A 12,012-nucleotide genomic window follows, 5' to 3' on the forward strand; every position below is an offset into this window, starting at 1 on the left:
ACTCTAGATAGTGATAATCATTTGCAAATGGCGCTTTAATATTCCGGTGACCCAAACTCTCGATACCCTCCCGCTCGGCACCCGTGCCATCATTCTCAACATCGACTGGCACCGGCTTGGTGAAGCCGAAGGTCGCCGCTTGCGCGAACTCGGCCTGATCGAAGGCGCGGACGTCGAACCGCTCTATCGCGGCAGCCTGTTTTCACGCGACCCGTTGGCGATCCGTGTCGGGCGGATGGATGTGATTGTGCGCCACGCCCATGCTGCCATCATCGACGTCGAGGTGACGTTATGAGCGCCGCTGCTCCGCTCGTCGCGCTTGTCGGCAATCCCAATGCGGGCAAAAGCTCGCTGTTCAATGCGCTCACCGGCGCGCGGCAGAAAATCGCCAACTATCCGGGCGTCACGGTCGAACGCAAAGGCGGGCGCGCGGTGTTCAGCGACGGCCGCCCGATGGAACTGGTCGATCTGCCCGGCAGCTACAGCCTGACCCCCGCCAGCCCCGACGAAGCCGTTACGCGCAATGTCGTGCTTGGCACACAGGAAGGCGAGCGCCGCCCCGACGCGCTGATCCTCGTCCTCGATGCGTCGAACCTCGACAATCATTTGCGTTTTGCGCTGGAACTGATCGACCAGAAATTGCCCACCGTGGTCGCGCTCAACATGATGGACATGGCGACCCGCGACGGCATGCGTTTCGACATAGAGCGATTGTCCGCCGACCTTGGCGTGCCGGTGGTGCCGACCGTCGCGGTGCGGCGGCGGGGCTTGGAAGACTTGCTGGAAGCGGTCGATGGTGTGCTGCGCTCGGTCACGCCGCAGGCCGCGCATCCTGTTTCAGACGGTACTGCCGCAGATATGCCAGTTGCGGATATGCCGGTCGAAACCGGTGTGCTGCGCGACCGCGCGTTGCGGCTTCAGGCACGCAAAATTGCCGATGCCGCGACGACCTCCGAAGGCCATGCGCGCGCCAATACCAGCCGCGTCGACAAAATCCTTTTGCACCCGGTCGCAGGAACCTTGATCCTGCTCGCGCTGATGTTTGTGATGTTCCAAGCGGTATTCGCCTGGTCCGAAGCACCAATCGGCTGGATCGAAGGCGGCATGGAGTGGCTCGGTGCGACCGCAGGCGAATGGCTCGCCCCCGATTTTATCCGCGCCAATCTCGGCCCGCTCATCGGCGCTTTGCCGTGGGAGCTGATCCGCTCCTTCATCGTCGATGGGGTGATTGCGGGCGTCGGGTCGGTCATCGTTTTCCTGCCGCAAATTCTGATCCTGTTCCTGTTCATCCTGATTTTGGAAGCATCGGGCTATATGACCCGCGCGGCTTTCCTCATGGACGGACTGATGGCCAAGGTCGGCCTGTCGGGACGCGGCTTCATCCCGCTCCTGTCGAGTTTTGCCTGCGCAATTCCGGGGATTATGGCGACGCGCGCGATTGCCGACCCCAAGGACCGGCTCACCACCATCCTTATCGCCCCGCTGATGACCTGTTCGGCGCGGCTTCCCGTTTACACGCTCATCATCGGTGCGTTCATTCCGGCGCGGTCGGTGGGCGTCGGTGTCGGCCTCCAAGGGCTTGTGCTATTTGGCCTCTATATTAGCGGCATTATCGGCGCGATGATTGTCGCATGGGCGCTGCGCCGCACCGTGACCAAGGGCGATGCGGCGGGGCTGATGATGGAATTGCCGCGCTATCAAATGCCCTCGCCCAAGGACGTCGCCATCGGCCTGTGGCAGCGCGCGGCCTTGTTCCTGAAACGCGCGGGCACGATCATTTTCTTCACCACCATCGTGCTGTGGGCGCTGTTGAGCTTCCCCAAAGCGCCCGATGGCAGCGAAATGTCGCAGGTGCGCTATTCGGTCGCCGGACGCATCGCGACTACGCTGGAGCCTTTGGTCGAGCCGATCGGCTTTAACGAAGATATTGCGCTCGCGCTCGTCCCCGCCATGGCCGCGCGCGAAGTCGCGGTGGCCGCACTCGCAACCGCCAATTCGATTGACGCGGGCGATGACGAAGAAAAACTCAATCTCAGCCTCGGCGAAAAATTAGGCAGCGAATGGAGTCTGGCGACCGCGCTGGCCTTCCTCGCCTGGTTCGTATTTGCACCGCAATGCATCTCGACCATCGCCGTCACGCGGCGCGAAACCAACAGTTTGAAATGGACCACCTTCATGGTCGTTTACCTGTTCGCGCTCGCCTATCTCGCGGCGGGGCTGACCTATTGGGTGGCGGTGTGGTTCGGGCTTGGATAAAGCGCATCGCGCTTATTGCCCGACGCCGCCCGCTGGGCTAGGACACGCGCTTCAATAGTTTCGGAGAGCGTAATGGCAGGCAGCGTCAACAAGGTCATATTGGTCGGCAATTTGGGGGCGGACCCCGAAGTCAAAAGCTTTGCCAATGGCGGCAAGATTGCCAATTTGCGCGTCGCCACGTCCGAAAACTGGAAAGACCGCAATACCGGCGAGCGCAAAGAACGCACCGAATGGCATAGCGTCGTCCTGCAATCGGACGGCCTGATCAGCGTCGCCGAACGCTTCCTGCGCAAAGGCTCCAAAGTCTATCTCGAAGGCCAGTTGCGCACCCGCAAATGGCAGGACCAGTCCGGCAATGACCGTTACAGCACCGAAATTTCGGTCGGCGGCTTTGACGGTAAACTCGTCATGCTCGACGGCGCATCGGGCGGCGGCGGCGGTGGCCGCAGCAATGACGGTTGGGGCGGCGGCCAGTCGGGTGGCGGCTCTGGCGGCGGCGGCCAATATGGCGGCGGTTCGTCGGGAGGCGGCTGGAACCAGGGCGGCAATGATTTCGGCGGCGGTTCAGGCGGCGGCTCCCCCTTCGACAATGATCTCGACGACGAAGTGCCGTTTTGAACAAAATGACGCGCGCTCTCCCCATACCGCTAGCCCTGAGCTTGTCGAAGGGCGGGGGTAAGGCAGGCGCAATACTAATGCACGTCCTTCGACAAGCTCAGGAATAACGGAGTTTTTTGATAGGCGAGTGGTATCTATAGGGAGCGTATGACGGATGTATTTCTGGACCTATATGCTGCGCTGCGCGGACGGTCATTATTATGTCGGTCACACGGACAATCTGGAACAGCGCATCGCCCAGCATCAAAGCGGATGGGTCAAAGGCTATACCTATAAACGCCGTCCGGTTACGCTCGTCTGGTCCCAATATTTCCTCACCCGCGAAGAGGCCAAACAGGCCGAACGCCAGGTCAAAGGCTGGTCACGTGCCAAGAAAGAGGCGCTGATCGCCGGGGATTGGGATTTGGTTTCGGCATTGGCGAAAAGCAAGGGAGGCCCGAAGCCATAACCTTCTCTGACCGCCCCCAAACCCGCTAGCCCTGAGCTTGTCGAAGGGCGTCTATCAGTATTGCGCTTGCATTATATGCGTCCTTCGACAAGCTCAGGACTAGCGGAGTTTTTTGGGCTCTCAGGACTAACCTTACGCCCCCCTCACTCCACCAATTCACTCCCCGTGCTCACCCCTAAATCGGGCACCACGATTGCGCGGCGGCCGCCGAAGTCGGTGCGCACGACAATGGCACCTTGGCGTTCCATATAGTCGATAAGGCGGCGGATGCGGCCGGGTGAGCTTGTGCCATAGACCGCGCCCAAGGCGGCGTCTTCGGGGCAGGGCGCTTCTTCCATCGCGGCCTTGGCGATAAGCGCGAAGGGGGCGAGCATATCTTCGGGTAGCCGGTCGGCAACCCCCAGCAAATCGCGCCATTGGTCGGCTTCAGGGTCAAATATCCCGGCGCGCGCGAGCGCAAAACGCCTGCGGAATCCGGCAAGGTCAAGCGGCGCTTTGACCATTTTGCGCATCCGGCAACGCACCGAAAAATCCTGATAGAGCGTTGCCTGATTCTGGTGGATGCTGTCGGGATCGGCCAGCATATCGGCCAATATGTCCGATATGCCCGCGGCCATCGCGTCGGGGTCGATACCCGCTTCCTGCGGCGCGTCGGGCGTTGCGGGTGTGTCGGCAGAGGCGGCGAGTTGCCGGATGAGATCATCGGCCGGCACGACCGGTGGCTTGGGGTCAACACGCGGCGGCGGCGCTTCTTCTTCCAGTTCGGCAAAGAGCATGGTGCGGACCTCGCCCGATTCCATCTGCGGCACCGGCAACAGCCCGTGCGCGCCAAGCTTGGACGCGGTTTTGACCGCACCGATTTTCACCGCCACCGGACGACGCGAGACGGCTGGGCCAAGCCCGATAAAGCTGCCGCGTTCAAGGTCGCGTATCTGTTCCGCCTGTCGCCGCTCCATGCCGAGCAGGTCCGCCGCGCGCGCCATATCAATGTCGAGAAAGGTGCGGCCCATGAGGAAATTGCTCGCCTCGGCGGCGACGTTTTTCGCCAATTTCGCAAGCCGCTGCGTCGCGATAATCCCGGCAAGGCCGCGCTTGCGGCCACGGCACATCAGGTTGGTCATCGCCGACAGGCTGGTGCGGCGCGCCGCGTCCGACACTTCGCCAGCCGCCGCGGGCGCGAAGAGTTGCGCTTCATCGACCACCACCAGTGCAGGATACCATTGGTCGCGCGGCGCATCGAACAAGGCGTTCAGGAAACTCGCCGCGCAATTCATCTGCGCTTCGACGTCGAGGGCTTCAAGATTCAACACGACCGACGCGCGATGTTCGCGGATGCGGGCTGCAATCCGCCCGATTTCGCGCTCATTATAGGTATCGGCCTGCACCACGACATGGCCGAACGCGTCTTCAAGGCTGGCAAAATCGCCTTCGGGGTCGATCACCACCTGTTGAACGAGATGCGCGCTTTCTTCCAAGATACGGCGCAGCAGATGAGACTTGCCCGACCCCGAATTGCCCTGCACAAGCAAACGGGTGGCGAGCAATTCCTCGACATCCATATGAACGGACGCCCCGCCCCGCTCTGTCCCGATTTCAATCCGTGCCGTCACGCCCCGCTATCATCCGTTCCTTATGAAAACCTTTGTGGGCCTTGCCCGAAACCCGTTAGTGCGCACGCCCGTTCCCCAAACCGTTCGGGGATTTTCGGACCTTCTCCCTATGCGTCAGGGATTCTTACCCTTCCCCAAATCCGCTAGTGCTGAGCTTGTCGAAGCACGGGGTGCCGTATCGCGCCACGCCCTTCGACAGGCTCAGGGCTAACGGAGATAAGGAAACATCCGCCCCTCACACGTCGAGATTGGCGACGTTGAGCGCATTATCCTGAATGAAGTCGCGGCGTGGTTCGACTTCGTCACCCATCAGGCGGGTGAAGATTTCGTCCGCGACGTCGGCCTGTTCGGCCTCGACCTGCAACAGCGAGCGGTTGGCGGGGTCGAGCGTGGTTTCCCAAAGCTGTTCGGCATTCATTTCGCCCAGCCCCTTATAGCGTTGCACCGACAGCCCCTTGCGGCTGGACGCGAAGATCGCTTCCAGCAATTCGCTCGGGCGGGTGACGATAACGCCCTTGGCATCATCGACAGCGGCCATCGCGGCATCGTCAAGGCCATCGGCATCTTCGGCAAGATTGTCCGCATTGGCCGCTTCGGCTGCCTTTTCGGCAGCGACCGCTGCGGCAGAGAGGCGCACCAGCTTGGAGACGCGGTCATAATCTGCCGCGCGTTCGGTGGCGAGCGCATGGAGGCGACGCGCTTCCTGCGAGCCAAGAAAAGCGGCTTCGATCGGGTGATGGTCGGTCACGCCGCGCCACAACCGTTCGAGATGATAGCCCCCGCTTTCGGTGCGACGCGCCGACCAGCGCGCTTCGCTATCGGCGGCGGTGAGCCAGGTGGCGACCTTGTCCAAAGCGGTATCGCGCGCGGCATCGCTGGCATCGGGATCTAGCGCGCTGTTGATCGCCAGCGCCTCGATCAGTCCCCCATCATAGCGGCGCGGGACATAGCGCATGAGGTTGCGCATCCGCCGCGCATGGTCGATCAGGTCGCGCAAATCATTGCCCGAACGCGGGCCGCCCGCCGTATCGAGCCGCAGCGCATCAATCCCGGCATCGACCAGATATTGATCGAGCGCGGCATCATCCTTCAAATAAACCTCGCTGCGCCCCTTGGCCACTTTATAGAGCGGCGGCTGGGCGATGTAGAGATAGCCGCCTTCGACGATTTCCGGCATCTGGCGATAGAAGAAGGTCAGCAACAAGGTGCGGATATGCGCGCCGTCAACGTCGGCGTCGGTCATGATGACGATCTTGTGGTAGCGCAATTTTTCGATGTTGAACTCGTCGCGGATACCGGTGCCCATCGCCTGGATAAGCGTGCCGACTTCCTTCGAGGAAATGATGCGGTCAAACCGCGCGCGTTCGACATTGAGGATCTTGCCCTTGAGCGGCAAAATCGCCTGATAATGGCGGTCGCGGCCCTGTTTGGCCGAGCCGCCTGCGGAGTCGCCTTCGACGAGGAACAGTTCGGACTTGGCCGGATCGCGTTCCTGACAATCGGCAAGCTTGCCGGGGAGCGAAGCAATATCCATCACCCCCTTGCGGCGGGTCAAATCGCGCGCCTTGCGCGCCGCTTCGCGGGCGGCGGCGGCGTCGATAATCTTTTGCACGACCGATTTGGCGTGCGCGGGATTTTCTTCGAGCCATTCGGCGAGCTTGTCGGCCATCAGGCTTTCCAAAGGCTGGCGCACTTCGGACGACACCAGCTTATCCTTGGTCTGCGAGGAGAATTTGGGGTCGGGCAATTTGACCGACACAATCGCGGTCAAGCCTTCGCGCATATCGTCGCCAGTAAGGTTGACCTTCTCCTTTTTGAGCATCCCCGACTTTTCCGCATAATTGTTGAGCGTGCGGGTCAAGGCCGCGCGGAACGCCGCCAAATGGGTGCCGCCATCGCGCTGCGGGATATTATTGGTGAAGCACAGCACATTTTCATAATAGCTGTCATTCCATTCGAGCGCGACGTCGATGCCGACGCCATCGCGCTCGGACGAAATCGCGACCGGATCGGGGATGATCTTGGTCTTGTTGCGGTCGAGATAATTGACGAACGCCGCAATCCCGCCTTCGTAAAACAGGTCATGATTAACCGGATCTTCGCCGCGATTATCGGCAAGCAATATGCGCACGCCCGAATTGAGGAAGGCGAGTTCGCGATAGCGATGCTCCAGCTTTTCAAAGTCGAATTCGGTGACATTTTTGAACGTGTCGGTCGATGCAAGGAAGGTCACGCGGGTGCCGCGCTTCGGTTTGCCGTCCACCATTGGCGCATCGCCGCGCACCGCGAGCGGCGCTTCGGCATCGCCATGACGGAAGCGCATCCAATGCTCCTTGCCCTCGCGCCATACGGTCAGTTCCAGATATTCGCTGAGCGCGTTCACCACCGACACACCGACGCCGTGGAGGCCGCCCGATACCTTATAGGCATTGCCTTCGGTGGTATTTTCAAATTTCCCGCCCGCGTGAAGCTGGGTCATGATGACCTCGGCGGCGGAAATCCCTTCTTCGGGGTGGATGCCAACCGGAATCCCGCGGCCATTATCTTCGACCGACACCGAACCGTCGGGGTTGAGCTGGATCAGCACATGGTCGGCATGGCCCGCCAAGGCTTCGTCAATCGAGTTATCCGATACCTCGAACACCATATGGTGGAGGCCCGAACCGTCATCGGTATCGCCAATATACATGCCAGGGCGTTTGCGCACCGCATCAAGGCCTTTCAGCACCTTGATGCTTTCGGCGCCATAATTGCCTGAAGCAGCCGGATTTTGGGGATTTTCGGGGGTGGTTTTATCGTTCGTATCGCTCATGCGGATTCTATACAGAGATGCCCCCCAAAGCCCAAGTAAAAAAGGTCCAAAATCCGGCCTTCATCCCCCCTATTCTCGTTTTGCACAGGCGGCTTGACGGGTAGGAAATCGGCAGACAGGCTATGCCCACGTTTATTTTGTCTGTCGGGCAAGGCGAAACCCGCCACAGGATGGAAAAAGCGCATACAGATGTGGAAATAAAAGCGGTTAGCGTGTGAACTATGTGAATTTGTAAAATCCGCGCGGCTTGACGTTGGGGATGCGCCGCACTAGGCGCGTGTTAAATCTCAACCGATTTTGTTGAGGCTGTTCCGCCGGTCTGATGCTCTGTCCAGCCCTGTCCTATGAGGCTGTGCAGGCGGCATAAGGCCATCCGTTCAGGCTGCCTTGCGTCCCAAGGCCCGATACGAGGTTCGTCGAACAATGTTGTCGCAAAAAACCCGCTACACCATTCGCGCGCTCCAGCATCTGGCCGATCAGGTCGATCGCAGCGACCCGGTGCCGCTCGCCGAAATTTCGGAAAAACAGAATATTCCGGCCAAATTCCTGACCGTTATCCTGTCCGAAATGAGCCGCGAGGGCATTGTTCTGTCGTTTCGCGGGCGCGATGGCGGCTATAAGCTGGCACTGCCTGCGGTCGATATCAGCTATGGCGATATTGTGCGGCTGACGCGCGGATCGCTCGCCCTCGTGCCATGCGCGAGCCGCTATGCCCATGAAAAATGCAAAAATTGCGTGGCCGAAGATGTCTGCCGCTTGCGCAGCCTGATGCTGCAAGTGCGCGACGAAACCGCATCGGTGCTGGACCGAATCACTTTGGCGGACAAAATCGATCCGACACCGGTCGGTTGAAACGGATTTGAAAGGGCGGGCCCGCGCCCTCGCTCGACTGGTCGCGCAGGCCGTTCCTCTGGTCGCAAAGCCGCAGAAAAGGCCGCATCGGCCTATTGTCAATTAAATGAGTTGAGTTATTCTTGAAAGCGTCAGGACCGGCAAGGCAAACCCAATGATCGTTCTTGCTTGGCGCATAGAGAAACCGGATGTTTGACACCCCTCCCGCGGTTTCTGTTCGATAAGACGATGACTCCCATCCTTGTCGGTTCTGGCACCCTCACGGAGCGGTTTTCCCTTAGGCTTTTGATTTACACAGGTTAATGCGCCATTGCCCGCGCGCCCCGCCCGCGTTACATTATGGATGTTAACGACCAAGCAACCGGTGGGCGTTATAGGGTCGAAAATCGGGGACAAGACGCAAGTCGGCCCCCTTTGCTTTTGAACCTGTTAAGGGGGAAATGTGCGCACGCCGCAACTCGCCATAGTCGTCGATGCCGAAGAAGAGTTTGACTGGACGCAGCCCTTTTCGCGCGCCAATCAGGCCACTTCGTCGATGACCCAGCAATGTGCCGCGCACGCTATTTACGATGATCTTGGCGTCATCCCCACTTATGTCATCGACTATCCGATTGCGGTCGATCCGGACTCGGTCGCCTATCTGGGCGCGATGCAGCGCGAAGGGCGCGCCGAAATCGGCACCCAGCTTCACCCGTGGGTCAACCCGCCGCATGACGAGGATGTCACGCGCGACAATAGCTATTTGTGCAACCTGCCGCCCGCCTTACAGCGCGCCAAGATTGAAACGCTGCATCGGGCCATCACCCAGTCCTTCGGCACCGCGCCCACCATTTTCAAGGCGGGCCGTTATGGCTTTGGCCCGGTTGTGGCCGAAGTGATTGCGGACCTCGGCTATAAAATTGATTGCAGCCATGTGCCGCACACCAGCTTTGCCGCCGATGGCGGTCCCGATTATTGCGGGACACCGGACCAGCCTTTCTGGCTTGATGAAGCACAGACTTTGCTCGAAATCCCGCTGACCGTAGGCTTTTCGGGCGCGGCGTCGGGATTGGGTCCGGCCTTTGCTACCATGTTCGACAATGTGCGCGCCAAGCAACTCCATCTGGTCGGCGCGCTCGCACGGTCGGGGTTGGTGAGCCGCGCGCGATTAACCCCCGAAGGCGTAAGCGCGCAGGAACAATGCCGCCTGTTGCGCGCGCTCCATGACCAGGGCCAGCGCATCTTCACGCTGACCTATCACAGCCCCTCTCTGGTCGCGGGCCATACGCCTTATGTCCGCGATGATGCCGAATTGAAGGCGTTCAACGATACGATCCGCACCGTCCTCACCTGGTTCCGCGACGAACTGGGCGGCGGCTTTACCACCCTGTCGGCCATTTATGACGATATGGCCGCCGCACGGGACGCCGCCAAAAATAGCGCGCGGGTCGCGGCAGAATAATCCCCGCCCATCCCCTTGGGATTAAGCGGATATGGCTTATATGAAGCCGATGGCGGGACCGCATCACAGCATCGCTGACCCTACAGCAACCCCCGACGAAGCAGGCTTTGCCACGCTGCGGCGGTTCCTGCCCTATTTATGGCCGCAAGGCCGCCCCGACCTTAAATTGCGCATCGTCGGCGCGATGTTGCTGGTGCTGGCATCCAAGACGGTGCAGATCAGCATGGGCTTCCTGTTCGGTGCGGCCATCGACCGGATGAAGCCGGGGATGGAGCCGGCGGTTCTCCTCGCCATTGGTCTGGTCGCAAGCTATGCGCTCGCGCGGTTCAGCGGGGTATTGTTCGACAATGCCCGCAACTGGATCTTCGAAAAAGTGGGGCAAGAAGCCACCGTCCACCTCGCCGGTTCGGTGTTCGCCCATCTTCACCGCCTGTCGCTGCGCTTCCATCTGTCGCGGCGCACGGGGGCCGTCACCAAGGTCATCGAGCGCGGCACCAAGAGCATCGACACCATGCTCTATTTCCTATTGTTCAACATCGCGCCGACCGCGATTGAACTGTCCGTGGTCCTTATCATTTTCCTCGTCAAATTCAGTTGGGAATTGGCGGCGGCAACCGTGGTGATGGTCGGCATCTATATTTTCTTCACCCAGAAAGTGACCGATTGGCGCAACCATTTGCGTAAAGAGATGAACGACCTTGATACGCAGACCGTGTCGCGTTCGGTCGATTCCCTGCTCAATTATGAAACGGTCAAATATTTCAACGCCGAAGAGCGGGAAACCAGCCATTATTCGTGGGTCGCGCGCCAATATGCGAAAGCCGCCGTGCGGTCGGAAAATTCGCTTGCTCTGCTCAATGTCGGGCAAAGTCTCATCACCAATTTGATGCTCGGCGGGGCGATGGCGTTCACCGTATGGGGTTGGTCGAAAGGGCAATTTTCAACCGGCGATGTGGTGGTGGTCAACACCTTGCTTAACCAGTTGTTCCGCCCCTTGGATATGCTCGGCATGGTCTATCGCACCATCCGGCAAGGGCTCATCGACATGGCCGCGATGTTCAACCTCATCGACGCGCCTGCCGAAATTGTCGATCAGCCGGGCGCACTGCCTTTGCTGGTGGGCAAGGGCGATGTGCGCTTTGACAATGTGCGTTTCGGCTATGAGCCGGACCGCGAGATTTTGAAGGGCGTGAGCTTCCACGTTCCCGCAGGCGAAACGCTGGCGATTGTCGGCCCGTCCGGATCGGGCAAATCGACCATCGCGCGGCTCTTATTCCGTTTTTATGACCCGCAATCGGGCCATATATTGATCGACGGGCAGGATATTGACGCGGTGCAACAGGCGAGTTTGCGCGCGGCCATCGGCATCGTGCCGCAGGATACGGTGCTGTTTAACGACACGGTCGGCTATAATATCGCTTATGGCCGGGAAGGCGCGACCCCGACCCAGATTGAACAGGCCGCAGAAGGCGCGGCGATTGCCGGTTTCATCCACAGCCTGCCGCAAGGCTATGACACCGAAGTTGGCGAGCGCGGGCTTAAATTGTCGGGCGGCGAAAAACAGCGCATCGCAATTGCGCGCACGCTTCTTAAAAACCCGCCAATATTGGTGCTGGACGAAGCGACCTCCGCGCTCGACAGCCGCACCGAAGCGGAAATACAGGCGACGCTGGACCGCATCGCCGAAAGCCGCACCACCATCATCATCGCGCACCGTTTATCGACCATCGCGGACGCTGACCGCATCCTTGTGCTGGAACAGGGTGTGGTGCGCGAGACCGGAACCCATGCCGAATTGCTCGCCAAGCGCGGGCTTTATGCCGAAATGTGGACGCGCCAACAGGCCGAACGCGATGCGCCGGATGGGGCACCGGAAAAAGGCGCATTTGCGGCCGCGCCGTCGCTGGCCGATAGCTAGAGCCAATATCCTTTCGCCTTCCCCCATATTGAATTGCGGGCAAATTTCGGGCTAGCA

General features: G+C 60.1%; 9 protein-coding genes. 7 read left to right on the top strand and 2 right to left on the bottom strand.

Annotation, left to right across the window (positions count from 1 at the left end; genetic code table 11):
* The first annotated feature begins 46 nt into the window (after positions 1-46).
* The 4 genes from DMP17_RS10175 (at position 47) to DMP17_RS10190 (ending at position 3,322) form a co-directional block, all read left to right on the top strand.
* On the top strand, positions 47-295 hold the full coding sequence (locus tag DMP17_RS10175; RefSeq protein WP_337828967.1) for a FeoA family protein: 249 nt from the start codon (positions 47-49) through the stop codon (positions 293-295).
* Positions 292-2,256 (top strand): ferrous iron transport protein B, encoded by a 1,965-nt coding sequence (gene feoB / locus DMP17_RS10180; RefSeq protein ID WP_337828968.1) that lies wholly within the window; start codon positions 292-294, stop codon positions 2,254-2,256. The genes DMP17_RS10175 and feoB overlap by 4 nt, the downstream gene beginning before the upstream one ends.
* Before the next feature lie 72 nt (positions 2,257-2,328).
* The gene (gene ssb / locus DMP17_RS10185) at positions 2,329-2,874 is read left to right on the top strand and encodes a single-stranded DNA-binding protein (RefSeq protein ID WP_337828969.1); all 546 of its coding nucleotides are present in this window, start codon (positions 2,329-2,331) and stop codon (positions 2,872-2,874) included.
* A gap of 154 nt (positions 2,875-3,028) precedes the next feature.
* Entirely contained in the window at positions 3,029-3,322 is a 294-nt protein-coding gene (locus DMP17_RS10190; RefSeq protein ID WP_337828970.1) for a GIY-YIG nuclease family protein, read from the top strand.
* 143 nt (positions 3,323-3,465) lie between these two features.
* Here DMP17_RS10190 and DMP17_RS10195 read toward each other — a convergent pair whose 3' ends face one another.
* On the bottom strand, positions 3,466-4,932 hold the full coding sequence (locus tag DMP17_RS10195; protein WP_337828971.1) for an ATP-binding protein: 1,467 nt from the start codon (positions 4,930-4,932) through the stop codon (positions 3,466-3,468).
* Positions 4,933-5,167: 235 nt separating this feature from the next.
* Positions 5,168-7,744 carry a DNA topoisomerase (ATP-hydrolyzing) subunit B gene (gene gyrB, locus DMP17_RS10200; protein WP_337828972.1) on the bottom strand — a complete coding sequence of 859 codons (2,577 nt, stop codon included), beginning with the start codon at positions 7,742-7,744 and terminating at the stop codon, positions 5,168-5,170.
* 423 nt (positions 7,745-8,167) lie between these two features.
* Between gyrB and DMP17_RS10205 the strand changes: the two genes are divergently transcribed.
* The 3 genes from DMP17_RS10205 to DMP17_RS10215 all read left to right on the top strand — a co-directional run bounded on the left by DMP17_RS10205 (position 8,168) and on the right by DMP17_RS10215 (position 11,955).
* A complete protein-coding gene (locus tag DMP17_RS10205; RefSeq protein ID WP_337828973.1) occupies positions 8,168-8,596 on the top strand; it encodes an RrF2 family transcriptional regulator in 429 nt (142 codons plus the stop codon).
* A gap of 442 nt (positions 8,597-9,038) precedes the next feature.
* The gene (locus DMP17_RS10210; RefSeq protein ID WP_337828974.1) at positions 9,039-10,037 is read left to right on the top strand and encodes a polysaccharide deacetylase family protein; all 999 of its coding nucleotides are present in this window, start codon (positions 9,039-9,041) and stop codon (positions 10,035-10,037) included.
* Positions 10,038-10,077: 40 nt separating this feature from the next.
* Positions 10,078-11,955 (top strand): ABCB family ABC transporter ATP-binding protein/permease, encoded by a 1,878-nt coding sequence (locus tag DMP17_RS10215; RefSeq protein WP_337828975.1) that lies wholly within the window; start codon positions 10,078-10,080, stop codon positions 11,953-11,955.
* Positions 11,956-12,012: the final 57 nt, after the last annotated feature.

It is taken from the genome of Pseudonocardia sp. TMWB2A, assembly GCF_017312135.1.

Bases quoted from the DNA above. Each gene is read 5' to 3' on its own strand.
- feoB (WP_337828968.1), top strand. From the start codon at position 292: ATGAGCGCCGCTGCTCCGCTCGTCGCGCTTGTCGGCAATCCCAATGCG.
- ssb (WP_337828969.1), top strand. From the start codon at position 2,329: ATGGCAGGCAGCGTCAACAAGGTCATATTGGTCGGCAATTTGGGGGCG.
- DMP17_RS10190 (WP_337828970.1), top strand. From the start codon at position 3,029: ATGTATTTCTGGACCTATATGCTGCGCTGCGCGGACGGTCATTATTAT.
- gyrB (WP_337828972.1), bottom strand. From the start codon at position 7,744: ATGAGCGATACGAACGATAAAACCACCCCCGAAAATCCCCAAAATCCG.
- DMP17_RS10205 (WP_337828973.1), top strand. From the start codon at position 8,168: ATGTTGTCGCAAAAAACCCGCTACACCATTCGCGCGCTCCAGCATCTG.
- DMP17_RS10215 (WP_337828975.1), top strand. From the start codon at position 10,078: ATGAAGCCGATGGCGGGACCGCATCACAGCATCGCTGACCCTACAGCA.